The organism is Marinobacter sp. Hex_13, from assembly GCF_001566815.1.
Lineage (GTDB): Bacteria > Pseudomonadota > Gammaproteobacteria > Pseudomonadales > Oleiphilaceae > Marinobacter > Marinobacter salarius.
Genome location: NZ_LSMM01000056.1, coordinates 1 through 22,872, shown reverse-complemented (window position 1 = coordinate 22,872; position 22,872 = coordinate 1). Strand labels below are relative to the sequence as shown.

Genomic DNA, 22,872 nt, shown 5'->3' with positions numbered 1-22,872 from the left:
GTTTCCCCATGTCAGACCCTCTATCCGAACTGAACCCGGTGACCGAAAGGCGAGCGATTCGGGTTCTACGCCCCGATTCTCCCAGTGAAGCAGTCAGTCTGGCCCGGCGATTCAAGGTGCCATACATGGCGGGCGGGACATGGCTTCAGCCGACCCATGAGCGGGATCAGTGCTGGCCGGAAAAACTGGTGGCCCTGAATGCTGCCTGGCCTGCTTTCCGGGGGCTGGAAGATGATTCACGGGGGCTCACCGTGGGTGCGCTGACGTCTTTGTCGGAGATGGCTCGGCATCCTCTGGTCCGAGAATATCTGCCTCCGCTGGCCTTGTTTCTGAATCGGGTGGCAGGGCCGGGTGTCCGGGCCCTGGGAACCGTTGGCGGCAATCTGGCTGTGGGTGGAGATCTGTCTGCCCTGGCCATGGCGCTTGATGTTCGGGTGGACGTCCTCAACCGCACCGGAGAGCGGACACTGCCACTTTCCCGGTGGTTGAGGGAGCGGGCATCGGACGATCTGTTGCGTGGCTTTACGATTCCGGATTGCAGGGGTTGGCGGATCTCGCTGGAAAAACTCGGCTATCGGGAAAGGTTCAGTCCGACTCGCGCTACTCTGGTTTGTGTTCATGATGGTGATCGGGTGCGCCTTGCGGTGTGTGGCGAGGGCGGCCTGCTTCGCCTGGTGGCGCCGGAAACGTTTGTTAATGATCGGGCTGATCTGGCATCGGGTGATGTCGGGGCGGTGATCGACCGCGAATTGGCTGCTCATGGTTGGCAGGACGCCCATCTGCGGATGGCGTTGCGACGAATGACAACGGGGCTTCTGTCGGAGGTGGCTCTTGGAACTTAAACCCCAACCCGGTATGGCGGAAACCAGTGTTCTTGAACGTATAGAGGGGCGGTTTGGCTACGCCACGGATCAGCAGCACCTTCCCGGTTTATTGCACGGGGCCATCTTGCGCAGTCGGCATGCGCACGCCCGTTTGCTGCGGGTAGATACCTCCCGGGCCCGATTGATGTCCGGCGTCAGAGCGGTGGTGACGGCAGCAGATGTGCCGGGCCTCAACCGCCTTGGCATTGTTGTGCGTGATCAGCCTGTGTTGTGTGAAGACCGCGTCCGCTATGAGGGCGATGCCATTGCGGCGGTGGCCGCCGATACGGTGGAGCAGGCCCGGGCGGCGTTGGAGGTGATTGATGTCGACTACGCGCCCCTGGCGGTCGTCGATCAGGCTGAAACGGCAGAACAGATGTCGCCCCTGCATGGCGAGAGCAACCTTCTGGCCCGGGAGGCCTTTGAGCGGGGCGATACCGACGCAGCCTTTGCCCGATGTGCCGTGATCGTGGAGCATCACTACCAGACGCCCCGGCAAATGCACGCTTTCATGGAGACCGAGGGCGGTGTGGCCATTCCGGATAACAACGGTGGTGTGATCTTTCGGGTCGGTTGTCAGTCAGGCCACCGTGATGCCGAACAGCTGGCCGACATTCTCGGACTCAAACCCTCTCAGGTGACGGTGGAGGCAACCCCGACGGGGGGCGCATTTGGTGGTAAGGATGAGCTGACCATTCAGCCGGCGGCCGGCATCCTGGCCTTACAGACCGGTTCCCCGGTTCTGATTCATCTGGATCGTTTCGAGTCCTGTCGCACCGGAATCAAGAGACACCCTGTGTCGATGATCATGACCACCGGGTGTGACCGCCAGGGCCGGATTCTGGCCCACCGTGTCGACGCGCTGCTCGATACCGGTGCCTACGCAAGCCTGGGGCCGGCGGTGCTGGAAAACTTCCTGGATCATGCCACGGCGCCCCTGTACCGGATCGAGGCGTATTCGGTTTCCGGACGGTTGGTTTACACTAACAATGGCGTTTCCGGAGCCTTTCGGGGGTTTGGCGGAAATCAGGCAACGTTTGCCGTGGAATCACAACTCGACGCCCTGGCCGAAAAGCTGGCTATGTGCCCGTTGGCGCTTCGCAGAATCAATCTGCGCACGGTTGATGAACCCGGCAGCCGGGGCCAGGTGGTGCGCTGGAGTGCACCGCCGACCGATGTTCTGGCCGAGGCTGGCGCCTCACCCCTCTGGGCGCCCGCGGTTTCGGATGCCCGTAGGCGTTGGCTGACCGGTACCGGCATGGCGATGGGGGCTCAGGGTAACGGACTTGGCGACGGCTTGCCCGACAGAGGCGGCGGTCGGGTGAGTTTGAGCGCTGAAGGCCGGATCCGCCTGGAATTTGGCTTCTCCGACTATGGCCAGAACCTTGCCGAAGCGATCACCTGCCTCGTTTGTGAGACCCTGGGTTGCGTGGCCGGCGATATCGACGTGGTGCTGGGGAACTCGCGGGGGCCGGATTCCGGTCCCACCAGTGCTTCACGCAGCTCTGTTCTGATTCATGGTGTTCTGGCCGACATTCTCCCCCGCTGGAAAGACCGCGTGCGGGATCAGGCTGCAGTGCTGACCGGCCTGCCTTGTGATCAACTGTACAGCGGCCCGGGAGGCTTGTTCGCCGGGGGGCGCCAGGTGCTGAGCTACAGGGAACTGGCTGAAAAAGGGCAACCTGAACAGACTCGGGTTGATGCCAGTCAGGCCTTTCCTGTTGCTCCGGAAGGAAATCAACTCGTGGGTCGTTACCTTCAGTTGCAGATTGCGACGGTGGCCAGGGTTGCCGTAGACCGCCTGACCGGTCGGGTCCGGGTGACTGATCTTCACCACATAACCGCGGCGGGCCGTGTTATCTATCCTCCCGGCTATCTCGGCCAGATTGAGGGAGCAGCCATCATGGGGCTGGGCATGGCGCTCAGCGAGGACATGCCGACCCGGCAAGGACGCTACCTGGCTGACAATCTGGACCAGTACATAATCCCCACCCTGCAGGATGTGCCTGACCAACGTGTGGATGTTCTGGATAACACACCGACGACTGATCGCTTTCCGGTTCGAGGAGTTGGAGAACTGGGTATTGAGGCGGTGGCGCCGGCCATCTGCTCGGCGATTGAGGCGGCCACCGGTATCCGGGTCCGGCACCTTCCGGTGGATGCCGGATACCTGTTGGCCGAGCTTTGTGCCCAAGAGGAAACCTGTTCATGACCAGACAGACTCAGCCGGAACCCTGCGCGCCGGAACACGTGACGTTTGAACTGAACGGCGACGTTATTTCACAGTGGGTATCGCCGGCAACCACGTTGCTGGACATCCTGAGGGGCTCCGGGCGGATCACCTCTGCCCGGGCCGGTTGCCGTATCGGCCGGTGCGGGGCCTGCACGGTGTTGTTGAACGGTCAGGCGGTTCCCGGGTGTCTGGTGATGGCCTGGCAGGTCTCGGGATGCACGGTGGAAACGGCTGAAGGTTTGGCCGAAGCCTCTGATTTTGCTCAGGTAAGAGACGCCCTGGCGACCGAAAGCGCGTTGCAGTGTGGCTATTGTACGCCGGGTGTCGCGGTATCGCTGGTTTCAGGTTTGCGTCAGCAGCAGAACGGTGATGTCGTTGATCTTGAAGAGGCGGTGGCCGGCAACCTATGCCGATGCACCGGATACGGTGGTCTGAAACGTGCCATTGCTGTGCTCACAGAGACGAGTTCTGAAACCTAGGGGGAGCTATGTCCAGTTTTGCAATCCGTCACGCCGCGATCTTCACTGTGGACCCGGACAATCGGGTGATTGCCGATGGTGCACTGGTGGTCGAAGACGGGATGATTCGCCAGGTTGGCGATGTCAGGGAAGTGACTATCCCGGAAGGCGTAGAGGTGATCGATGCCGGCGGCCACGCCTTGCTGCCCGGCCTGATCGACTGTCATTCCCACTCCAGCCTGATGCGTGGTGTGACCGAAAACATGCCTCTGATGGACTGGTTGCCCTGGTACCAACTGGAACACCGGGCCATGACCGAGGAGTACGCTTACCATTCCGCCCGCCTCTGCTACCTCGAGGCTCTGCAGTCCGGCATTACCTGCGTGATGGATATGTTCCGGTACATGGATCGCTGCGCCGACGCTGCGGCTGACCTAGGGCTGCGGGTGCAGTTGGCACCATATGTGGCCGACCGGCCCGGCAAGGATTTCTTCTCGACCCGGGAGGAGAACCGGCAACTGATCCGGTCTCACCATGAAAGCCAGAATGGCCGCATTCGTGTCTGGATGGGGCTGGAACATCTGTTTTACTGCACGGAAGATGCCTACCGGGACGCCGCCCGATTAAGTCGTGAGTATGGCGTGGGCATCCATACCCACTGCAGTGAGCAGAAGGAAGAAGAGCAGGCAGTCACGGCCGAGTTTGGCCGTCGATCCCTGGCGATGCTGGATCACTACGGCATTCTTGGGGAGCGGACCCTGCTGGCCCACTGCGTGTGGCTCAATAATGAGGAGATCGCCCGGGTGGCGGATACCGGCACCAGCATCGCTCACTGTCCGGTAAGTAACGCCAAACTGGCCAGCGGTGTGGCCCGTGTGCCGGAAATGCTGGCGGCAGGTGTCACCGTGGGCCTGGGTACCGATGGGCCGGTCTGTAACAACAGCCTCAGCCTGTTTGAGGAGATGAAGTTTGCCTCCCTGATTCAGAAGGCAACGCGGCTGGATGCCACGGTACTTCCTGCCGAGCAGATTCTGAGGATGGCAACGATCAACGGAGCCAGGGCACTGGGCCTGGATCGGGAAATCGGCTCCCTTGAAGTGGGCAAGAAAGCCGATTTGCTGTTGCTGGATCTGGGTGGCGCCAATATGGCACCGGTGTCGGTGAACGAGCAGGGAGGAAACCTGATCTGGAACCTGGTGTTTGCGGCCGGTCCGGGCAATGTGTCCGGTGTCTGGGTGGACGGGCGGCAGTTGCTTCGCCGTGGTGAAGCGGTGCAGGTCAGCCAGCAGGCGGTCATTGCCGATGCCCAGCGGCAGGGGCTTGCTCTGCATGAGGCCTGTCGGAAACTGGCCCACACACGAATGTCCATGGTCTGACAGCGAGCATATTCAGGAGATCACGATGTCTGCATTACCCATTATTTCCCTGGCCGGCCTGCGCAGCGACGTCCCGGCTCAGCGTCGGGCCACCGCCGCTGAGCTGGGGCGGGCCTGCAGGGAAGTCGGCTTTTTCTACGCTACGGATCACGGAATCCCCCAGGCGGTCTGCGAGGATGCGTTTACCCTGGCAAAGGAACTCTTTGCGCTGCCGATCGCCGAGAAAGAAGTGCTGTCGATCAAGCGCTCGCCCCACAACCGCGGATACGTGGCGATGGCGGATGAGAAGCTGAATCCGGAGTCTGGTGCGGATATGAAGGAAGCCTTCAATATCGGAACGGACTTTCCGGAGGATCACCCGGATGTCCTGGCAGGAAAACCGTTTCGCGGCGTCAACTTCTGGCCCCCGATCGACGGCTGGCGTCAGCGTGCACTGGACTATTTCAACCACTGCCTGGAGCTGGGAAGAACTATTCATCGTGGTTTCAGTATGGATCTGGGGCTGGATGAAGAGTTTTTTGCCCGGCATCTGTCATCGCCGATTGCCACCCTGCGCATGCTGCGCTATCCACCGAGCGCCGGCACCAACACCCGGGAAGACGGTGGTGCTGGAACCCACAGTGATTACGGCAACATCACCATTTTGGCGACAGACAAGGTTGCCGGGCTGGAAGTGCTGAACCGACAGGGCGAGTGGATTCAGGCCCCCCACGTGCCGGGAGCCTTTGTCTGTAACATCGGTGATTGTCTGATGCGCTGGAGTAACGACGTTTACGTCTCCACCCCGCACCGGGTCAGGCCGCCTGCGCAGGAGCGGTACTCTATCGCGCACTTTCTGGAAGTAAACCCGGACTCGGTTGTGGATCCCCGGGATGTCGTACCGGACCAGGCGCCAAAGTATCAGCCGATTACCTGTGCGGATTATCTTGCGTCACGGTTGAACGCAACGTACGACCACCGGGAACCGGAGTGATCAGGATGCTGTCCGCATCACGCTGACGTGGGCAGCGACAACCTTCCAGCCATCCGGGAACCGTGCCAGGTTTGCATCTGTAAGCCCAGACCCGCCGGGTATGTGAGCTGGTGGGGAAAGACCGTCGGCAGTCTCCGGTGATGGATCTGGTGGACGGCCGGGACTTTGGTTTCGACCCTCCCGAGCGCAAGTATGAGTCCGGTCAGGAGTAGTCTCTGATTTGATGTCCTGACGGGCCGGGAGTTACTCCCGGCTCTGCAGCCTCTGCACAATATCGTCCGTGCTTGTCACCTCACCGAATTCGTAGGCAAAGGTGGTCAGGGCGACCTTTTGAACCTCGTCTGCAGTAACGGCCCCCCAGCCAAGATCGGGATAGGGCATGGCGGCGCTGGCATCGCTCAGCGCGATAACCTTGTATTCCCGGTGAACGGCGTCGCGAATGGTGGTGTCACAGCAAACATTGGTGACGGTGCCACAAACGATCAGGGTATCCACATCCCGGGAACGTAGTATGGTGTCCAGGTCGGTGCCGTGAAAGCCGCTGTAGAAGAGTTTGTCCACCACCACATCTCCGGTCAGCGGCGCAAGCTGCTCGATAATCTCAACCATGGGATTGTCACGCGCCAGAACCTCGTCGACATCCGGATACATATCGCTCATGCGCCCGGTGTCAGTGCCGTCACCGCGAACGATGTGACGCAGATAGATAACGGGGACTCCGTTCTTCCGGCAAACGTCGGCCAGTTGCTGAATTCGTGGCGTGATTGCTGTGGTCGATGGAACGTAAAGATCTCCCTCGGGCTCACAGAAGACTCGCTGCATGTCCACCACAATCAGGGCGGTACGACCCGTGACGACCGGCCAGGCATATCTGAGTTTCGGCATGTTCAGGCGTCCTGTTCGTGGCTCGGGCTCTGTTCGCGATGAATGGCATAGGGCCCCCAGGCTTGCCGTACCGGTACCATTTCCACACGATTGATATTGATGTGGTCGGGCAGGTTGGCGATGTGGGCAATCTGCTCGGCAATGTCTTCGGCAGACAACGGCACGGTTCCCTCGTAAACAGAATTTGCTGCGGCCTTGTTGCCGCTGTTACGAACTACCGAAAACTCGGTTTCGGCAATGCCGGGTGCCAGATCGGTGACGCGCACCCCGGTGCCCAGGAGGTCACAGCGGAGGTTGTAGGAGAACTGTTTGATAAACGCCTTGCTGGCACCGTATACATGGCTGCCAGGATACGGCCACTCACCGGCAGTGGAGCCGATGTTGATGATGTTGGTGCCGGCCCCGGTCTCAATCAGTGTGGGCAGCAGGGCATGGGTCACATTGACCACCCCGGTAATGTTGGTGTTGATCATGGTGTGCAGGTCGGCAAGCTGAACATCCTGCATGGCAGCCGGTGCCAGTGCCAGGCCGGCGTTGTTGACCAGGGTATGAATCCGACGAAAGCCTGAAGGCAGCGAGGCGATCGCCTGTGTCACCGCTTCGGCGTCCTGGACATCCAGTTTCAGAGGATGCACCGGTGTCAGGCATCCAAGCTCATCGGCCAGAGCGTAAAGGCGTTCTTCCCGGCGGCCGCAGATAACAATGGACCAGCCGTCGGCGGCAAACCGCCGGGCCGTGGCGGCGCCAAAGCCGGAGGTTGCACCGGTGATAAACAGAGTCTTGCTCAAGGTACTCTCCTGGTGATCGGTAGGGTGTCTGTTCTGCGCCGGATCAGGTGCGCTCTTCCCGGATAAAGGGTGCCCCCAGGGCGCCGGGCTGACTGTTGCTGTCCCTTTTTGATGCGGCCACCCAGATCATGACACCGAGGGTGATGGCGTAAGGGGCCATGAACACAAAGTATTGCGATAGCTTGATGCCGGAAGCGGCCAACTGAGGAATTAGTGCTTCAATGCAGCCGAACAGAATGGCCCCGGCCAGTGCTTTCCAGGGTGACCAGCGAGCGAAAATAACCAGTGCGACGGCAATCCATCCCCTGCCTGCGGTCATGTTTGAAATCCAGAGTTTGGTGCTCAGAACGGCAATGAATGCACCGGCCAGACCAATCAACGCGGCGCCGATCACAATGGCCGCCAACCGGTAGCTCAGTACCGGGATGCCGGCAGCGTCCGCTGCCTGTGGATTTTCGCCAACGGCGCGCATGCGCAGTCCGGGCGTAGTGCGATTGAGGGCCCAGACGGAAACCAGAAAAATCACAGGGATTAGATAGACCACGGGATTCTGAATGAAAAACCGGCCCAGGTAGGGCAACTCGGAGAGTGGCCAGAATGCGATGGTCTCCAGTCCGGGCACAGGCTGGTTGGTCCAGCCCATCAGTGTTCCGGTCAGGGTTGTCAGTCCCTGGCAGAAGAACACCAGTACCAGACCCGAGATTACCTGGTTCATGCGCATGACCAGAACCATCAGGGCAAACAGCAGGGAAACCACGCTGGCGGCAAACATGGCCATGATCAGCGCGAGCGCGGTGTGTTCGAAGGTCAGGTAGGCACCTATCCCGGCAACGGCCCCAACAAGCATCAGCCCCTCGGCACCCAGTGCCAGAACACCGGATTTCTCGGTGATGATCAGTCCCAGAGCCGCGAGGGCAAAAGGCACGGCAAACTCAGGGATGTTACCCATCCAGCTCGTAATCAGGTCCATGATCAGTCTTCCCCTTGCACGCGGCGAATACGATGTCGAATAAAGAAATCTGAAGAGGCGACGCAGATCACCAGTACGGCCTGGATCAGTTGCACCATGGCAAACGGGATTTGATAGAACACCTGAAGGCTTCTACCCGCAACGAACAGGGTGGCAATCAGCAACGCGGCGCAGGTGGCCGCAATGGGATTATTTCGGGCCAGAAACGCGATCAGAATGCCTGAAAACCCATAGCCCACGTAGAAGGAATGTGTGAGGCGACCCTCCTGGCCCGCGGCGACCATAAGGCCAGCCAGTCCCGCCAGGGCGCCGGAAAAGAGCACTGCCATCAGGATGGTTTTGGCAACAGGAACCCCAACGGCACTGGCGACTTTCGGGCTCTTGTCCACGAACCGTAGATAGAGACCGGCGCGGGAGATGTTGACGAACCAGAGTACGAGTAGGGCAATGACAATGGCGATGGGGATCGACAGGCTGAGGCCATTTCCCAACTCCGGCAGAAGCTCGAAGCTTTCATACTTGGGAGAGTATGGGAACGCGTCTTTGGGGTCTTTCCAGGCCCCGTACATCAGGTGCAGCAATACGTTAATCGCAATGTAATTGAGCATCAGGGTCGAAACAATTTCATTAACCTGAAGCTTGAGCCGAAGAAGTACCGGGGCAACCGCCCACAATAATCCGCAGGCCATGGCGGCGGCGATCATCAGTGGAAGACGCATGCCCGGAGCACCGATGTCCCACATGGTGATGGCAGTGGCGCCAATGGCCCCGAAGATCATCTGGCCTTCCAGGCCGAGGTTCCAGAACTTGGCCCGGAACGCCAGGCAACCAGCCAGGCCCACCATAATCAGCGGTGAGGCCTGAAAGAGCACCGATGTCAGGCTCTGGCTATCAAACAGAGTGAGGATCACAAACTCGTTCAGCAGTTCGCCTGCCGGAACTCCCGCGACCACGAGGATGGTGCCGGAAATCAGCAGGCCTAGGATCATGGACCCGGCCAGAATCAGTGCCTGCCAGTGCCAGGCCATCTGCTGGCGGACTTCCAGGGTATATCTGCGCTTTATGAGCGGGCGTTGTAATGCAAATTCAGACATGGTTCACCATTGCTTGGCCAATGGCCTGACGATCGGCAGGCTGTGAAAACTCGTTCACGATACGTCCAGCGGACATGACGCCTATCCGGTCGGCCATGGCCATGACTTCGTCCAGATCCTCACTGATAAGGAGAACCGCTGCGCCATTATCCCGGGCTGCACGCAGCCGTTTCCTGACAGCTTCGGTCGCTTTGACGTCGAGGCCCCGGCTGGGGCTGTGGGCGAGGACAAGTTTAGGGGGATGACTGAACTCCCGGGCGATGACCAGCTTTTGTGCGTTCCCTCCGGAGAGCAGTGCCGATTTCTGTTTCAGCGAACGAACACCCTGGACATCGAATTGTCGAACGGCTTCCGCCGCGTCTGCTTCGATGGCTCCGGTTTTGAGATACCAGAACGGGCCATATCGTCCGGAATGGATGTCGCCCAAGGCAAAGTTGTCAGCGATAGAGAGCGGGCCGGCAAGAGCAGAACCATAACGGTCTGCAGGGATGGCGGCGACGCCGATGGCGCGGCGCCGGGCTGCATCGAAGTCGGCCAGATCGCCTTCGCCGATCAGCTTCATGGTGCCTTCGACACCCTCTGGAATGCCCATCAGGGCGTTGGCCAGTTCGCTCTGGCCGTTCCCGCCGACGCCGGCGATACCGTATATTTCCCCCTTGTTCAGGGTCAGGTCCAGGCCATTCAGGGCCCGGTGGTCACCGGTGCTGGTGAGACCCTTGACGTTCAAATAAGGCTCACCAGATGTCCGTTCCTCTACAGGAATCCTCTGCTCCGGTGCTGATTCGCCGACGGTCAGCTTCACCAGTTCATCCACGGATACCGAATCCGGCTTCAGGCTTTTGATGGTTCGGCCCGAACGCATAATGGTGACCTGATCGGCATAGCGCAGCACGTCGTTCATTTTGTGGGTTACAAGGATGACAGCAGCGCCCTCATGGGCGAATCCCCGCACGGTCGTGAGCAGGTTTTCGGCTTCTTCTTCGGTAAGCACGGCGGTAGGCTCATCCAGAATCAGTATCTTGGCGCCGGCCAGAAGTACTTTAAGAATTTCCACGCGTTGCTGTTCTGCGATGGAGAGTTGATCAATGCGGGCGTCGGGATCAATCCTGAACCCGATGCGCTCGGCCATGGCACGGATGTCGTCAGACACCCGGCGTAGGCGTTCCCGATAAAGCCCGCTGGCCTGGATATGACCCAGGTTCAGCAGGATATTCTCGGCAACGGTGAAGGGAGTCACCAGTTTGAAGTGCTGGTGAACCATTCCGATGCCGAGTTTGGCGGCTTCTTTCGGGCCTTTCAGTTTTACTGGGTTGTCGTCGATGAACAGCGATCCGCCTTCGGGACCATAGAGGCCGGCCACGATGTTCATCAGGGACGACTTGCCGGCTCCGTTTTCGCCGAGCAGGGCGTGAACTTCGCCCCACCTGGCGGTGAAGTCAGCGTCGGACAGGGCCTTGAAACCGTCGAAGGTCTTGCTGACGCCGCTCAGCTGGATCGCGTTCTGTGTACTCATTGCTGGGTAATCACTCCGTCAACAAACCAGTCCATCTGCCACAGGGCGCCATCGGATACGACTTCGCCTTCTGCTGCGCGAACGGTGCCGTTCTGGTCTTTCAGCGGGCCGGCATAGACCTGTAGTTCACCATTCATCAGCTTCTCGCGGGCCGCCATAATCTTGGCTTCTTCTTCCTCATCAACGTTCGGCCCACAGCAGGCGATGTCGGTACCGCCTTCTTTCATGGACAGCAGCGCTCCATGGGGGGCTGGTACCCAGTTGCCGGCGATGATTTTTTCCAGTTCGTTCTTCAGGAAGCGATCCCAGACCCAGACTGACGAACAAACCGTAGCCTTCGGTGCGAACTCGCGGAAATCACGATGGTGACCTGTGCCGTAGACGCCATTTTCCTGGGCAACCAGTTGCGGTGTCGGGGTGTCTACGTGCTGGCCGATGACATCGGCGCCCTGATCGATCAGGGCCTTGGTTGCGGAGCGCTCTTTGGTGGGGTCATTCCAGGCGCCGGTATAGACCACGGTGACGGTTGCATCGGGGTTCATTTCACGGGCACCCATGGCGTAAGCATTGATGGTCCAGTTCACAACACCGAACGGGTTGGCAGCGACGAAACCGAGCTTGCCGGATTCAGACGCTGCGCCGGCTGCCATGCCACAAAGGTACTGGCTCTCGTAGGTACGGCCGTAGTAAGACAGCAGGTTGGGGCCGTTGGTGGTGCCAGAACCGTTCAGGAAGGCGACGTCCGGATAGTCTTCAGACAATGATTTGAATGTATCGGAGTAACCGAAAGCGGTACCGATAATAATGTTGGCGCCACGTTTGATAAAACGCTCGACGGCCGGCCGGATGGCCGAGGCAGATTCAGGAACGCTTTCCACGTACTGAATCTTGATGTCCAGTTCATCCTCCAGGCGCTGACGGGCTTCATCAAAAGCCTGAGTCCAGCCGCCGTCATTGGTCGGAGAGATATAGAGCATGGCGATCTTTGGGTCACTCTTGAGAGTGAAGCCTTCGGCGTGAGCGGTGTTCAATAGGCCCAGGAAACCGGCCAGTGCAAAGCAGGCACTGAATATGAGTTTTTTCATGTTGGTACTTCCTTTGGTTGGGAGAAACGGCTCTACATCATGTGATTGATTCGGAAAACGTTACCTTCCGGGTCCAGCATTACAGCCTGGTACCAGTTGTAATAGGTGGTGTAGGGCTCTTTGATGAGCGTTGCACCAGAGGTGAGAGCTTTGGGAACGTACTCGTCCACCTCTTCCTTGCTGTCCACATCAATGTTCAACAGGAACTTGCAGCCTTTTGTGTCCGAGTAATCATCGAGCTTGAGCAGTTCGTAGGCATCCAGCGCATTGAAACCGATGCAGGAGCGCCCCGTGTCCAGGCCGCGGAAGATGGGTGAACGGATCTCCGGAATTTCCTTGAATCCGAACAGATCCCGGTAAAAAACACTGAGGGCTTCTATATCTTTGGCGAAAACATTGACGTAAGAGAGCGTCCCCATATCAAGCCACCTCCTGGGTGCCACCAAAGGTTGTCTGTTTGACGAATTTGGATTTCAGGTGGTCACCGGAGCTGACAGCCGGGTATTTGCCTTTGCCAGCTTCGTCCAGACAACTGGGCAGACATTCGATCATGGCGTCGTAGTTTGGCTGGTGGAAAAAGACAATGGACTGGCGCGGCTCGGCGGTCTTGGCGTCCAGCGGCGGATTGACAACACGGTGGAGGGTCGAGATCCACTGGTCATTGGTCCATCGCATCATGAGGTCGCCAATATTGACCGCGAAACTGCCCTCCACATAGGGCACGCTGACCCACTCCCCGTTCTGGTTGCATACCTGCAAACCACCCGGTGAGTTGTCGGGTTTGACAATGGTCAGGCTGCCATAGTCGGTATGGGCCCCTGCACGCATCTGGCCAGCTTCAATGTTTGTCCCCATGTTGGGGTAGCTGAGGGTGCGCAGCATGCTGATTTCTTTGTCGATCTTGTCGTCGAAGAAATGCTCGTCCAGCTTGAGGGAGAGGGCAAAAATACGCATCAGCGAACGGGCCAGGTCGCTCATGGCATCGAAATAGTCTGAGTAGGCTTCTTTGAAGCCTTCAATGGTTTCCGGCCACACATTCGGCGCAAAGTGAGGGCCTGCGGCGGCGCCCCGGTGGTACTCGTCGTCCGGTACGTCTGTGGGCCCGATGGAAAAGGATTCTTTCAGGTCTCCCGGCGCGGCTTCTTCCATCGAATAGGACAGGCTTTCTTCGGCAATGGCACTATAACCGCGCACCATATCAGGGCTGGGACGATCCACTTTCCGCTTTTCGATCATGGGCTGGTTGAAAAACTTGCGGCTCAGTGAATAGACGCGATCCACCAGTTCGCTGGGAATTCCGTGGTTGGTGATGACCAGGAAACCAATATCCTTACAGGCCCTGTCGACCTCCTTCGCCACCTGGGCCTTCCCTTCAGGGGTGCCTTCGAAGTAAGGGGCAAGGTCGATCGTTGGTACGTGTTGCAACTGCATGGCACAACCTCCTTCAATTCAGTTTTGCGAGAAGGGCCCGGATAAAAAACAAAGGAGTCGTTCTCGCTCGCTGATTGACGTAGCAGCAAGCGTGCCATTTTTCGATTTTGTTAAAAAACAATCAGTTAGTGGTTTATGAAAAATTGACCCGGATCAAATGGTCTAAATTAGAGCGTATGGTTCTACTTTGAGCCCAAATTAGGGGCAGGAGAGTTTCGGGGAACGAGCTGCTCTCCGATCAGCGGGGGCGGACGCCGTTAAGAATGATGGTTTCGAGGCTACTGAGGGTTTCCTGAAAGAAGCCCGGATCTTCCAGCGTTTTCCCGGCAACGGCTTCTACCTGTACGCGAAAGTCGGCGTAGTGCTGGGTGGTCGCCCATAGCGAAAAAACCAGGTGGTAAGGCTCTACGGGCGCCAGTTTGCCCTGATCAATCCAGGTCTGGATAACCTCTATTTTGTTCTCGACCAGATCGTGCAGTGGCTGTTGCAGTTCGGTCAGCATTAACGGCGCGCCCTGCATGACTTCCATGCAGAACAGTCGGGATTCGGCGGGGTGGTCCCTCGAAAACTCCAGCTTGACCCGAACGTAGTCCCTGATGGCCTCTATAGGATCCTGCTCGACCGTGAATGCCCGCAGCGGTTTGAGCCATAAATCCAGAAGCTCTCGAAGTACGCTGACGTAGAGCTCTTCTTTACTGCTGAAGTAATAGAAGAGGTTGGTTTTGGATACATCGGCCTGAAGTGCAATCTGGTCGATACTGGCGCCGTGCAATCCGTATTTCGAGAAGGTGCTTAGCGCAGCATCCAGAATAGTTGCCCGTTTCTTCTCGCTATTGCGCATTCTTCTATTGAGCGCCGCAGCGGAGGGAACCCGCTGTGGCTTCCGTTTGCCCTCGCTGGCTGTTTCCTTGCCCTTTCTGATGACGCTCACGTAGTTCTCCGCTGGATTGACCGGACGCTCATTCTAGCACCGGATTTCTCGGTGAATAGGTCTTTTAGATGCGATCAGCCGGTTTGCCCCAAAAACGCCCGCAGTGCACAAACCGAGTGCTCTATTTCAGACCAAATGGTCTGAAATTATTAAGTGAAAAGTTGCAGGTAATTGATTTGTAATAATAAAAAGCATTATGGCCGACATTATGCGTTGCTGTTGGGGAACGTGAGTCACAGGTGGTGGCCCGAGTGCGCCATCAGACCGGAAACATCAAGGAGAACCCCATGAGCGAACAGATGAATATCGGCGTCTTCATTCCCATCGGCAACAATGGTTGGCTGATCTCGAAGAACGCGCCTCAGTACATGCCGACGTTCGAGTTGAACAGGGAGATTACCCAGAAAGCAGAGGGCTACGGCTTCGACTTCGCGCTGTCGATGATCAAGCTGCGCGGGTTCGGCGGTGAAACTGAATTCTGGGAGCACAATCTGGAGTCGTTCACCTTGATGGCGGGCCTTGCTGCAGTCACCAGCAAAATCCAGTTATTCGCCACTGCGGCAACACTGACCATGCCGCCGGCCATCGTTGCTCGTATGGCCTCCACCATTGATTCCATCTCCAATGGTCGTTTCGGGGTGAACCTGGTGACGGGCTGGCAGAAACCGGAATACTCCCAGATGGGGCTATGGCCGGGCGATGAATTCTTCGGCTCCCGCTATGAGTATCTTGGTGAATATGCCCAGGTGCTGCGGGATCTCTGGGCGACTGGCCACAGTGATTTCAAAGGCGAGCACTTCCAGATGGATGATTGTCGTGTTAGCCCCGTACCGCAGGCCGACATGAAAGTTATTTGTGCCGGGCAGAGTGAGGCCGGGATGGCGTTTACCGCCAAATATGCCGATTACAACTTCTGCTTTGGTAAAGGGGTGAACACGCCAACTGCCTTTGCGCCAACCGTTGAGCGCCTGGTTAAGGCTACCGAAGAAGCCCAGCGGGAGGTCAGTTCCGTCGCCCTGTTCATGCTGATTGCCGACAAAACTGATGAAGCGGCGCGGGCCAAGTGGGAATCCTACAAGGAAGGTGTCGATGAAGAGGCGGTGGCCTGGCTCGGTGAACAGGGTGCCGCGGACAAGAAGTCCAAATCCGATACCAACATCCGTCAGATGGCAGATCCGACGTCCGCAGTGAACATCAATATGGGCACCCTGGTAGGTTCCTACGAGAGTGTCGCTCGGATGCTGGATGAAGTAGGTACGGTTGAGGGTGTCAGTGGCGTAATGCTGACCTTTGACGATTTCGTTCAGGGCATTGAGGACTTCGGCAAGTACATTCAGCCGCTGATGAAAACGCGGGTACATATCAACCAGGAACTGGAGCAGGCCGTATGAACATCGAAACGGAGCAATCGGGCTACATCCTGAATACCGGCGCGGAACCTGTTCTGGAATTGCCGGGAAAACCGGAAGCCCTGAATGTCCGCGCCAGTGAGTCGGCGCTGGTCGTGGTGGATATGCAGAACGCGTATTCCACGATCGGAGGTTATCTGGACCGGGCCGGCTTCGACGTTTCCACAACCGGACCTGTCATCCAGCAGATCAAAAAGGCGATCGCTGTGGCGCGGGCGGCAGGCATTCCGGTGATTTTCTTCCAGAACGGCTGGGACCCAGAGTACGTTGAAGCTGGTGGCCCCGGTTCCCCGAACTGGTACAAATCCAATGCCCTGAAAACCATGCGTAAGAAACCGGAACTCAATGGCAGCCTTCTTGCCAAGGGTACCTGGGACTATGATCTGGTGGAGGAACTTCAGCCACAGCCCGGCGATATAGTCATACCCAAGCCCCGTTACAGCGGTTTCTTCAACACCTCGTTTGACAGCATTCTGCGCAGTCGGGGTATTCGCAACCTGATCTTTACCGGCATCGCGACCAACGTCTGTGTTGAATCGACCCTGAGAGACGGCTTTTTCCTGGAGTACTTCGGGGTGGTTCTGGCCGATGCCACGCACCAGGCTGGCCCGGAGTTCATCCAGCAGGCCGCGTTGTACAACATTGAAACGTTCTTCGGCTGGGTGTCCAGCACAGAAGATTTCTGCCAGACCTTCGGCGGCGCTACAGGCGACGCAGAAACAGCTCAAACTGAATCCACAGCTGCATAAAAGACGGAGATACACCATGCCAAAGACTTCCATTATTCCCGCAGGTTCAGGAAAACCGCTGGCTCCTTACGTCCCCGGCTCCATGGCCGATGGCGTTGTGTACGTTTCCGGGACTTTGCCGTTTGACAAGGACACCAACGTGGTTCACGTCGGCGACGCAGAAGCCCAGACCCGGCACGTACTGGAGATCATCAAAGGCGTTGTTGAAGCGGCGGGCGGAACCATGGACGACGTTACCTTCAACATGATCATGGTCACCGACTGGGACAACTACGCGGCGGTCAACAAGGTGTATGCCGAGTACTTTCCGGGAGAGAAACCGGCCCGTTATTGCATTCAATGTGGCCTGGTGAAGCCGGATGCATTGGTTGAAATCGCCAGTATTGCGCACGTAGGTAAATGATGACTGGTGCCGTAAGCTCACTTTATTGGGAAATCCATGGCCCGGCCGACGGTGAGCTCGTCGTGCTCAGTGCCGGGCTCGGTGGGTCAAGGAATTACTGGGCGGCTCAGTTGCCCGCTCTAACCAAGTATTATCGGGTGCTGGTCTATGACCATTTCGGCACCGGGCGCAGCCGGGGTGAAATCCCGGAGCTCTACACGGTTGAAGCGATGGCGGCAGAGCTTGGCGGGTTGCTGGAGGATCAGGTGTCCGGGCCGGTGCATTTCATTGGTCATGCACTGGGCGGGCTGATCGGTCTGGAGTTGGCGCGACGGTCGCCGGAGTTGGTTGCCAGCCTGCTGTTAATCAACGCCTGGTCAGAACCCAATGCGCATTCCCGGCGATGCTTCTCGGTGCGCAGGAAGTTACTGCTGAATTCCGGGCCTGAGGCGTATCTCGAAGCCCAGCCTCTGTTCCTGTACACGCCGGTATGGATAGCCGCCAACACTGAGTGGCTGGAGCAGGAGTCTTCTCATGCGTTGGCCAGTTTCCCGCCTCCGGCAAATGTTCTAAGGCGCATCGCGGCGCTTCTGGCCTGGCAACCGGCTGCGCAGGAGCTGGCCAAAGTGCGTGCAGAGACGCTCGTGCTTGCGACCCGTGATGACTCATTGGTGCCTTGGACCTGTTCCCAGAAGCTGGCGGCCCGTCTGCCAAATTCCAGCATTCGGCTTCTGCCCGAAGGTGGTCATGGGGTCAATGTCACAGAGGTTGAACGGTTCAATGAACTGATGCTCGATCACCTCAGGAAACATCGTTTGCCCGCAGCGGCGTTAACCACCCAGGAGGCCCTATGAGCCAACAACTTGATGAAAAGGCCCTCGGTCAACTGTTTACCGAGGCGCGCACCCACAATGGCTGGTTGGATCAGTCCATCCCGGAAGACACGCTCCGGGCGTTATACGACCTGGTGAAAATGGGCCCGACATCTGCCAACTGCAGCCCGGCTCGATTTGTGTTTGTCAGAAGTGCCGCTGGAAAGGAGAAACTGGCGCCCTGTCTGTCCAGCGGTAACCTGGACAAGACAATGAGTGCTCCGGTCACGGTGATCGTGGCTTATGACGAAGAGTTTTACGAGCGACTGCCCGAGTTGTTTCCCCATGGCGATGCTCGAAGCTGGTTTACCAGCAGCCCCGAAATGGCTTACGAAACTGCATTTCGTAACAGTTCAATGCAGGCTGCCTACCTGATACTGGCTGCCCGGTCGCTGGGCCTGGATACCGGGCCAATGTCCGGCTTTGATCCTGGCAAGGTCAATGAGGCGTTCTTCGCTGGGAATACGTGGAAAGTCAATCTTCTGATCAACCTTGGCCACGGCAATCCGGACAAGGTCTATGGCAGATTGCCTCGCCTGGAATTCGACAACGCTTGCCGACTGGCATAAGGAGAGAATGATGAAATCTCAACCGCAACTTCGTGAGGTGCTCACCATGCCGCCGCTCGTGGACAAGCAGTCGTTCCGCAATGCCATGTCCACCCTGGCCGCAGCCGTCAATGTTGTCACTACCGATGGGCCGGGTGGTCGAGCGGGATTCACTGCTACGGCTGTCTGCAGCGTTTGCGACGAGCCGCCTACCCTGTTGGTGTGCCTGAACCGTGGCGCATCGGTGTACGACGCCTTCCGGCAGAATGACAGCATCTGCGTCAACACGCTGGCTGATCACCAATCCGATTTATCGAATCTGTTCGGCAGCAAAACGACCATGGAACAGCGCTTTGCCGGCGCAACCTGGAGCACCGCGGTCACCGGCGCACCGGTATTGGAAGAGGCGCTGGTGAGCTTCGACTGCACCGTGAGCAAGCGGGTAAGTGTGGGTACTCACGACATTCTGTTCTGTGAGGTCGCGAACGTCCGCCATCAGGATGATATCGGTGGTCTGGTCTACTTTGATCGGGGTTACCACCGTCTGAAAAGCGAGTGACGGGGTCTCTTGCTGTCCGGTAACCGACCGCCCGGACAGCATGGAACGTTAAGCCATCAGTTGTTCCGCCATCCGGTTCTGTTCTTCAATGATGTGAGGCAGGGAACGGGTCAGCAGGTGGCCCTCTTCTATCACCACACGACCATTGATGATGCTCCATTGCACGCGCGGTGGTGTGCAGAACACCAGCGAGGCCAGTGGATCGCTCTGGCCGCCGGCCATGGCAATATCATCGGTGCGAAAAGCCACGATGTCCGCGCAGTAGCCCGGCTGAATTCTGCCCAGGGCATCCCCCCGGCCGAGCACTTCCGCGCCACCACGGGTAGCGATCCGCAGCGCTTCCCGGGCGGTCATGGCGCCGGGCTCCTGATCCCTCACGCGGGCTGACAACATGGCCAGGCGTGCCTCATCCAGCAGGTTGCCACTATCATTTGAGGAGCTGCCGTCCACGCCGAGTCCCACCTTTACCCCGGCATCCACCATTTTCCGGACCGGGGCAATGCCTGAGGCTAATCGCATGTTTGAGCAGGGGCAGTGAGCGACGCCAGTACCGGTTCGAGCGAACAGAGCAATGCCGGGGTCATCCAGGTGTACGCAGTGGGCGTGCCAGACATCCTCTCCGACCCACCCGACCTCTTCCGTATATTCGGTCGGCGTCATGCCATAGCGTTCCTGGCTGAAGGCCAGATCCTTCCAGTTTTCCGCCGTGTGGGTATGTAAGCCTACCTTCAATGACCGGGCCATGGTGGCGGCGTCGCGCATCAGGTCGGTTGTTACGGTAAATGGCGAACAGGGTGCCAGCGCCACCCGAGCCATGGCGTCCGGGCTGTGATCATGGTGTGTTTCCACGACTCGCAACATGTCCTTGAGGATCGCACTTTCATCCTGCTCCACCAGTTCATCCGGTGGCAACCCACCCTTGCTCTGGCCCAGGCTCATGGCGCCCCGAGCGCCATGGAAACGGATGCCCATTTCTGCGGCCGCCTGGAAACTGTCGTCCAGAGTGATGCCGTTGACATGCAGATAGGCGTGGTCGGCGGCGGTGGTGCATCCCGATAGCATCAGCTCCGCCATGGCGGTTCGGCTGGCAGCTCGTTGCATGGCCGGGGTGATGTTTCGCCAGACTGGAAACAGGGCGCTCAGCCAGTCGAACAGCTCGCCATTCTGTGCAGCGGGCAGCGCACGAGTCAGAGACTGGAACATGTGGTGATGGGTATTGATCAGCCCCGGACTCACCACATGACCCTTCAGGTCGATGGTGCGATCTGCAGTATCGGGGCAGTCGTCGGCAGCGCCGACCGCTTCAATACGGTTGTTGCGGACCAGAATGTAACCATTCTCGATCTCTCTGTCGTTGTCGTCCATGGTGGCGATAACGCGAGCATTTTTAAGTAGCAGAGTTTCTGTCATTGCTGAAATCGTCTTGGTGGTAAATGGGGCTGATTACTATGCAAGAGCAATGCCTGTCTGGTTTTCGGTAAAAGCCTGACCTTATGGTCAATTAAATAGCAGTGTGCACTTTTTTGAGGCGGAATATCTGTTAAAGAGTCCGATAATGGGGCTTTTAAGGCGGATTTTTATGGCATGTCATTTGCAAATTATCTGACCAACTGGATAACAAAGCATGGAGTGATGCAGGAGAAAACATGCCGAACGAGACACAGGAAATACCCGTAATTCATTTTGAGCGGTTCTTGAACGGAACCAGTGCGGAACGTAAATCGGTGGCGGACCAGATGCGTCGGGCCAGTCAGGATTGGGGGTTTTTCTATCTGTCGGGTTGTGGAATGCCAGATGAGCAGCTGGAAGCGGCATTCTCCGGTTCGAAAGCGTTTTTTGCTCTGCCACAGAAGGATAAGCAAGGGGTCGCCTGGCAGAACCCGGAGAGTAATCGAGGTTATGTTGGGATCAAGCGGGAAAAGCTTGATCCCACCCGTCCGGGTGACTTGAAAGAGGCTTTCAATCTAGCGCCGGAAGGCCCCGGTCCGGACACCCATAAAAACCTCTGGCCCGCCGGCTATCCCCGTTTCGAGACTGTTATGACCCGGTTTCTCGGGGAGTGCATTCTAACCGCCGACCGGGTGCTACAAGCTTTCGCCCTCGCGCTGGGGCAGCCGGAAGATTTCTTCAAGAATGCCCACAACGAACACGACCATACCCTGCGGCTGTTGCATTACCCGCCATTACCCGAAGGATTTGAGCCGGAAGACGGTGAAAGTCGTGCCGGAGCCCATACCGATTACGGCAGTATCACCCTCTTGTTCCAGGATGATGTTGGCGGTCTTGAGGTCTGCACCCGCTCGGGAGAATGGATCCGGGCGACGCCGATACCCGGCACCGTTGTGGTCAATACCGGGGACCTGATGCATCGCTGGACCAACCATGTGTTCTGTTCGACGCCGCATCGGGTGAACGTCGCACCAGAGCATCGTCATCGTGATCGTTATTCCATTGCCTTTTTCTGCCACCCCAACAAAACATCGGAAATAGCCTGCATCGAGAGTTGCGCCACCGCAGACAACCCTGCGATTTATGGGCCTATCTCGGCAGGGCAGCACCTGAATGAAAAACTCACCAACACCTACGGGGCCCAGGCCCAGAACTGAGGAATGACAATGAAACAACTGAAGAACATTGCGGCGGGTCTCACGCTGTCGTTCGGTGCTGCCGCCGGTTTCGTCCAGGCAGAGGAACTGACCCCGGTAACCGTTGCCACAACCTGGTATGCCCAGGCCGAACACGGTGGTTTCTATGCCGCAAAGGCCATGGGGATTTATGAAAAGCACGGACTGGATGTCACCATCAAGATGGGTGGCCCCCAGGTGAACAATGTGCAGTTGCTCATGGGTGGGTCGGTGGATTTCATCATGGGCTACAGCCTGCAGTCGCTCAACGCCGTTAACCAGGGAATCCCTCTGGTAACAGTCGCCGCATTCTTCCAGAAAGATCCGCAGTCGTTAGTGGTTCATGAGGGTGTTGGCAATGACTCTCTGGAAGCCATGAAGGGCAAATCCATGCGTGTTCCTACCGCAGGACGGGTTGCCTACTGGCCGTGGCTGAAAACTGAATATGGTTACACCGATGACCAGTTGCAGGCCTACGACTACAGCTTCGCTCCGTTCATCCAGGATGATCAGACGATTCAGCAGGGCTACGTAACCAATGATGGTTTCTTCCTGGATCAGGCCGGGGTCAAGGGAAAAAGCCTGCTACTGGCCAACTATGGCTGGGAGGCCTATGCGGCCACGCTGGATACCACGGCTGACAGGATCGAAGAGAATCCGGAGGTTGTGCAGAAGATGGTTGCCGCAACAGCGGAGGGCTGGAAGGCCTATTTCGAGAATCCGGCCCCGGCGAATGCCCTGATCAAGGAAGACAACCCCGAAATGCAGGATGCGTTGCTGGCCTACAGCCATGCGAAAATGCAGGAGGAGGGTATTCTTCTGTCCGGCGCTGCCGAGGACGGTCGTTACGGGATGATGACCCTGGAACGTTGGCAGGCATTCTTTGAGGATATGGTTGAAGCAGGCACCCTGCCGGAGGATCTGGACTGGAAAAAGGCGTTTGATCTGTCCTATATACAATCGGTCTACGCCGACTGATCAGCGTACCCGATAGTATGAATCAGAAGGACGGCCCGAAAGGCCGTCCCAGATTGCTGACGAACCCCGGTTTTCCGGGGTTCGTTGCATTTGGGTGTTTTAAATTCAATTGGCGATGGATTGAGCCCAATATTCCCGATCGGATTGCCAA

23 protein-coding genes are annotated in these 22,872 nt (G+C 57.9%); 13 read left to right on the top strand and 10 right to left on the bottom strand.

Features of this window, described 5'->3' with window-relative positions:
• Nucleotides 1-8 precede the first annotated feature (8 nt).
• Genes AXW11_RS14385 through AXW11_RS14365 form a run of 5 tightly spaced genes read left to right on the top strand, consistent with a single transcriptional unit; the run spans nt 9 to nt 5,903 of the window.
• A complete protein-coding gene (locus AXW11_RS14385) occupies nt 9-842 on the top strand; it encodes an FAD binding domain-containing protein (protein WP_082040492.1) in 834 nt (277 codons plus the stop codon).
• Entirely contained in the window at nt 832-3,075 is a 2,244-nt protein-coding gene (locus AXW11_RS14380; protein WP_143071183.1) for a xanthine dehydrogenase family protein molybdopterin-binding subunit, read from the top strand. The genes AXW11_RS14385 and AXW11_RS14380 overlap by 11 nt, the downstream gene beginning before the upstream one ends.
• Nucleotides 3,072-3,575 carry a (2Fe-2S)-binding protein gene (locus AXW11_RS14375; RefSeq protein WP_052479366.1) on the top strand — a complete coding sequence of 168 codons (504 nt, stop codon included), beginning with the start codon at nt 3,072-3,074 and terminating at the stop codon, nt 3,573-3,575. The genes AXW11_RS14380 and AXW11_RS14375 overlap by 4 nt, the downstream gene beginning before the upstream one ends.
• An 8-nt stretch (nt 3,576-3,583) precedes the next feature.
• Nucleotides 3,584-4,930 (top strand): amidohydrolase family protein, encoded by a 1,347-nt coding sequence (locus AXW11_RS14370; RefSeq protein ID WP_041332582.1) that lies wholly within the window; start codon nt 3,584-3,586, stop codon nt 4,928-4,930.
• A gap of 25 nt (nt 4,931-4,955) precedes the next feature.
• Nucleotides 4,956-5,903 (top strand): isopenicillin N synthase family dioxygenase, encoded by a 948-nt coding sequence (locus AXW11_RS14365; protein WP_041332583.1) that lies wholly within the window; start codon nt 4,956-4,958, stop codon nt 5,901-5,903.
• Between the two features lie 243 nt (nt 5,904-6,146).
• On the opposite strand, the gene AXW11_RS14360 is transcribed toward AXW11_RS14365, so the two are convergent.
• The 9 genes from AXW11_RS14360 to rutR all read right to left on the bottom strand — a co-directional run bounded on the left by AXW11_RS14360 (nt 6,147) and on the right by rutR (nt 14,600).
• Nucleotides 6,147-6,788, bottom strand: coding sequence for an isochorismatase family protein (locus AXW11_RS14360; protein WP_041332584.1), 642 nt, complete (start codon nt 6,786-6,788; stop codon nt 6,147-6,149).
• Nucleotides 6,789-6,790: 2 nt separating this feature from the next.
• On the bottom strand, nt 6,791-7,576 hold the full coding sequence (locus AXW11_RS14355; protein WP_041332585.1) for an SDR family NAD(P)-dependent oxidoreductase: 786 nt from the start codon (nt 7,574-7,576) through the stop codon (nt 6,791-6,793).
• 43 nt (nt 7,577-7,619) lie between these two features.
• Nucleotides 7,620-8,546: an ABC transporter permease gene (locus AXW11_RS14350; RefSeq protein WP_091644521.1), complete on the bottom strand. Its 927-nt coding sequence runs from the start codon at nt 8,544-8,546 to the stop codon at nt 7,620-7,622.
• Between the two features lie 2 nt (nt 8,547-8,548).
• Nucleotides 8,549-9,640 (bottom strand): ABC transporter permease, encoded by a 1,092-nt coding sequence (locus AXW11_RS14345; protein ID WP_091644518.1) that lies wholly within the window; start codon nt 9,638-9,640, stop codon nt 8,549-8,551.
• Entirely contained in the window at nt 9,633-11,153 is a 1,521-nt protein-coding gene (locus AXW11_RS14340; protein ID WP_091644515.1) for an ABC transporter ATP-binding protein, read from the bottom strand. Before AXW11_RS14340 ends, AXW11_RS14345 begins: the two co-directional genes overlap by 8 nt.
• Nucleotides 11,150-12,238: a BMP family ABC transporter substrate-binding protein gene (locus AXW11_RS14335; protein ID WP_091644512.1), complete on the bottom strand. Its 1,089-nt coding sequence runs from the start codon at nt 12,236-12,238 to the stop codon at nt 11,150-11,152. Before AXW11_RS14335 ends, AXW11_RS14340 begins: the two co-directional genes overlap by 4 nt.
• A 32-nt stretch (nt 12,239-12,270) precedes the next feature.
• Nucleotides 12,271-12,657 (bottom strand): VOC family protein, encoded by a 387-nt coding sequence (locus AXW11_RS14330; RefSeq protein WP_041332587.1) that lies wholly within the window; start codon nt 12,655-12,657, stop codon nt 12,271-12,273.
• Between the two features lies 1 nt (nt 12,658).
• Nucleotides 12,659-13,669: an isopenicillin N synthase family dioxygenase gene (locus AXW11_RS14325; RefSeq protein WP_091644509.1), complete on the bottom strand. Its 1,011-nt coding sequence runs from the start codon at nt 13,667-13,669 to the stop codon at nt 12,659-12,661.
• Between the two features lie 238 nt (nt 13,670-13,907).
• Nucleotides 13,908-14,600 (bottom strand): HTH-type transcriptional regulator RutR, encoded by a 693-nt coding sequence (gene rutR / locus AXW11_RS14320; RefSeq protein ID WP_041332588.1) that lies wholly within the window; start codon nt 14,598-14,600, stop codon nt 13,908-13,910.
• 299 nt (nt 14,601-14,899) lie between these two features.
• Here rutR and rutA point away from each other — a divergent pair, with 299 nt between their 5' ends.
• Genes rutA through rutF form a run of 6 tightly spaced genes read left to right on the top strand, consistent with a single transcriptional unit; the run spans nt 14,900 to nt 19,119 of the window.
• Nucleotides 14,900-15,991: a pyrimidine utilization protein A gene (gene rutA / locus AXW11_RS14315; RefSeq protein WP_041336425.1), complete on the top strand. Its 1,092-nt coding sequence runs from the start codon at nt 14,900-14,902 to the stop codon at nt 15,989-15,991.
• Nucleotides 15,988-16,758 (top strand): pyrimidine utilization protein B, encoded by a 771-nt coding sequence (gene rutB / locus AXW11_RS14310; RefSeq protein ID WP_052479367.1) that lies wholly within the window; start codon nt 15,988-15,990, stop codon nt 16,756-16,758. Before rutA ends, rutB begins: the two co-directional genes overlap by 4 nt.
• Nucleotides 16,759-16,774: 16 nt before the next feature.
• Complete coding sequence (gene rutC, locus AXW11_RS14305) at nt 16,775-17,161, top strand: pyrimidine utilization protein C (RefSeq protein ID WP_041332589.1); 387 nt, start codon at nt 16,775-16,777, stop codon at nt 17,159-17,161.
• Complete coding sequence (rutD, locus tag AXW11_RS14300) at nt 17,158-17,994, top strand: pyrimidine utilization protein D (RefSeq protein WP_052479368.1); 837 nt, start codon at nt 17,158-17,160, stop codon at nt 17,992-17,994. Before rutC ends, rutD begins: the two co-directional genes overlap by 4 nt.
• Nucleotides 17,991-18,581 carry a malonic semialdehyde reductase gene (locus AXW11_RS14295; protein WP_041332590.1) on the top strand — a complete coding sequence of 197 codons (591 nt, stop codon included), beginning with the start codon at nt 17,991-17,993 and terminating at the stop codon, nt 18,579-18,581. The genes rutD and AXW11_RS14295 overlap by 4 nt, the downstream gene beginning before the upstream one ends.
• 10 nt (nt 18,582-18,591) lie before the next feature.
• A complete protein-coding gene (gene rutF, locus AXW11_RS14290; RefSeq protein WP_091644504.1) occupies nt 18,592-19,119 on the top strand; it encodes an NADH-dependent FMN reductase RutF in 528 nt (175 codons plus the stop codon).
• A gap of 48 nt (nt 19,120-19,167) precedes the next feature.
• On the opposite strand, the gene AXW11_RS14285 is transcribed toward rutF, so the two are convergent.
• The gene (locus AXW11_RS14285) at nt 19,168-20,529 is read right to left on the bottom strand and encodes an 8-oxoguanine deaminase (protein ID WP_091644502.1); all 1,362 of its coding nucleotides are present in this window, start codon (nt 20,527-20,529) and stop codon (nt 19,168-19,170) included.
• Nucleotides 20,530-20,765: 236 nt separating this feature from the next.
• Between AXW11_RS14285 and AXW11_RS14280 the strand changes: the two genes are divergently transcribed.
• On the top strand, nt 20,766-21,725 hold the full coding sequence (locus tag AXW11_RS14280) for an isopenicillin N synthase family dioxygenase (protein WP_041332591.1): 960 nt from the start codon (nt 20,766-20,768) through the stop codon (nt 21,723-21,725).
• A 9-nt stretch (nt 21,726-21,734) separates the two neighbouring features.
• Entirely contained in the window at nt 21,735-22,721 is a 987-nt protein-coding gene (locus AXW11_RS14275) for an ABC transporter substrate-binding protein (RefSeq protein WP_213479946.1), read from the top strand.
• Nucleotides 22,722-22,872 lie beyond the last annotated feature (151 nt).

Excerpts from the sequence above, each read along its gene's own strand:
- AXW11_RS14330 (WP_041332587.1), bottom strand. The coding sequence starts at position 12,657 with ATGGGGACGCTCTCTTACGTCAATGTTTTCGCCAAAGATATAGAAGCC.
- AXW11_RS14375 (WP_052479366.1), top strand. The coding sequence starts at position 3,072 with ATGACCAGACAGACTCAGCCGGAACCCTGCGCGCCGGAACACGTGACG.
- AXW11_RS14345 (WP_091644518.1), bottom strand. The coding sequence starts at position 9,640 with ATGTCTGAATTTGCATTACAACGCCCGCTCATAAAGCGCAGATATACC.
- AXW11_RS14295 (WP_041332590.1), top strand. The coding sequence starts at position 17,991 with ATGAGCCAACAACTTGATGAAAAGGCCCTCGGTCAACTGTTTACCGAG.
- rutA (WP_041336425.1), top strand. The coding sequence starts at position 14,900 with ATGAATATCGGCGTCTTCATTCCCATCGGCAACAATGGTTGGCTGATC.
- rutC (WP_041332589.1), top strand. The coding sequence starts at position 16,775 with ATGCCAAAGACTTCCATTATTCCCGCAGGTTCAGGAAAACCGCTGGCT.
- AXW11_RS14275 (WP_213479946.1), top strand. The coding sequence starts at position 21,735 with ATGAAACAACTGAAGAACATTGCGGCGGGTCTCACGCTGTCGTTCGGT.
- AXW11_RS14280 (WP_041332591.1), top strand. The coding sequence starts at position 20,766 with ATGCCGAACGAGACACAGGAAATACCCGTAATTCATTTTGAGCGGTTC.
- AXW11_RS14335 (WP_091644512.1), bottom strand. The coding sequence starts at position 12,238 with ATGAAAAAACTCATATTCAGTGCCTGCTTTGCACTGGCCGGTTTCCTG.
- AXW11_RS14325 (WP_091644509.1), bottom strand. The coding sequence starts at position 13,669 with ATGCAGTTGCAACACGTACCAACGATCGACCTTGCCCCTTACTTCGAA.
- rutF (WP_091644504.1), top strand. The coding sequence starts at position 18,592 with ATGAAATCTCAACCGCAACTTCGTGAGGTGCTCACCATGCCGCCGCTC.
- AXW11_RS14360 (WP_041332584.1), bottom strand. The coding sequence starts at position 6,788 with ATGCCGAAACTCAGATATGCCTGGCCGGTCGTCACGGGTCGTACCGCC.
- AXW11_RS14285 (WP_091644502.1), bottom strand. The coding sequence starts at position 20,529 with ATGACAGAAACTCTGCTACTTAAAAATGCTCGCGTTATCGCCACCATG.
- AXW11_RS14370 (WP_041332582.1), top strand. The coding sequence starts at position 3,584 with ATGTCCAGTTTTGCAATCCGTCACGCCGCGATCTTCACTGTGGACCCG.
- rutB (WP_052479367.1), top strand. The coding sequence starts at position 15,988 with ATGAACATCGAAACGGAGCAATCGGGCTACATCCTGAATACCGGCGCG.
- AXW11_RS14350 (WP_091644521.1), bottom strand. The coding sequence starts at position 8,546 with ATGGACCTGATTACGAGCTGGATGGGTAACATCCCTGAGTTTGCCGTG.
- AXW11_RS14385 (WP_082040492.1), top strand. The coding sequence starts at position 9 with ATGTCAGACCCTCTATCCGAACTGAACCCGGTGACCGAAAGGCGAGCG.
- AXW11_RS14365 (WP_041332583.1), top strand. The coding sequence starts at position 4,956 with ATGTCTGCATTACCCATTATTTCCCTGGCCGGCCTGCGCAGCGACGTC.
- AXW11_RS14340 (WP_091644515.1), bottom strand. The coding sequence starts at position 11,153 with ATGAGTACACAGAACGCGATCCAGCTGAGCGGCGTCAGCAAGACCTTC.
- rutD (WP_052479368.1), top strand. The coding sequence starts at position 17,158 with ATGATGACTGGTGCCGTAAGCTCACTTTATTGGGAAATCCATGGCCCG.